At 61.9% G+C, this 688-nt stretch carries 1 pseudogene; it reads left to right on the top strand.

What is annotated here, in order from left to right:
- Positions 1-74: 74 nt before the first annotated feature.
- Positions 75-688 (top strand): annotated as a pseudogene (locus FIV38_RS29825) (type IV secretion protein Rhs); the annotation flags it as partial.

Below are 688 nucleotides of genomic sequence, written 5' to 3'. Positions count from 1 at the left end.
TTTAACAGACCACACCTCCAACCGCCCTTTTCCTGCGGCATTCTCCGACGCCTTCTTTTGCAGAGACGTCATGGATGCCAGCCCCTGCCCCTGATTCATCGCCCATCGACCTGATCGAATACGAGCTGAATGGCTTTCACCAGAGCCTGGCGGTGTATCGCCAGCAGGTCACCAGCTGGTACGCGCAGGCCCTGGACAAGGCCAGCCATGCCGCGGACTTGCCGGCGTTACTGGGCATGGAGCGGGTACTGCGGGTCGGGGATTCCCAAATGTCGGTGAGCATGACCGACAGCGACTTTGCTTCCAGTGTTGCCGTGTGCCCGGCCGGCGGTGAGCTGAAGATCGAGAGCAAGTTCGAGTCGGTGTATGACGTGCCGCTGGGCAATCTCCAGGTGCAGGTGATTGGCCTGGATGACGGCAGTTCCACGTTTATCCAACTGGATGAACAGGGTCAGGCCTCCCATCACTGCGTGGCCGGCGGGCGCTATCAGGTGCGTGTGCAGGGCGGGGTGTCGCCGGCACAGGTCGAGGCGCTGTTTGCGTCCTACGACGGTTTGACCACTGAGCTGGAAGCCTGGCTGCGCAAGGAGTGGAGTGGGTTCAAACCGCACTGGCAGGCCTCCAGCGCGAGCGCCATTGGCAGTGGGATATTGGCCGGTACCTGGTCAGCCATTTCCGGGGTGTGGGA

The sequence above is a fragment of the Pseudomonas proteolytica genome (genome assembly GCF_007858275.1).
GTDB classification, from domain to species: Bacteria; Pseudomonadota; Gammaproteobacteria; order Pseudomonadales; family Pseudomonadaceae; genus Aquipseudomonas; species Aquipseudomonas proteolytica.
Note: the sequence above shows the minus strand (reverse complement) of the source record. Positions and strands in the feature narration are given on the sequence as shown.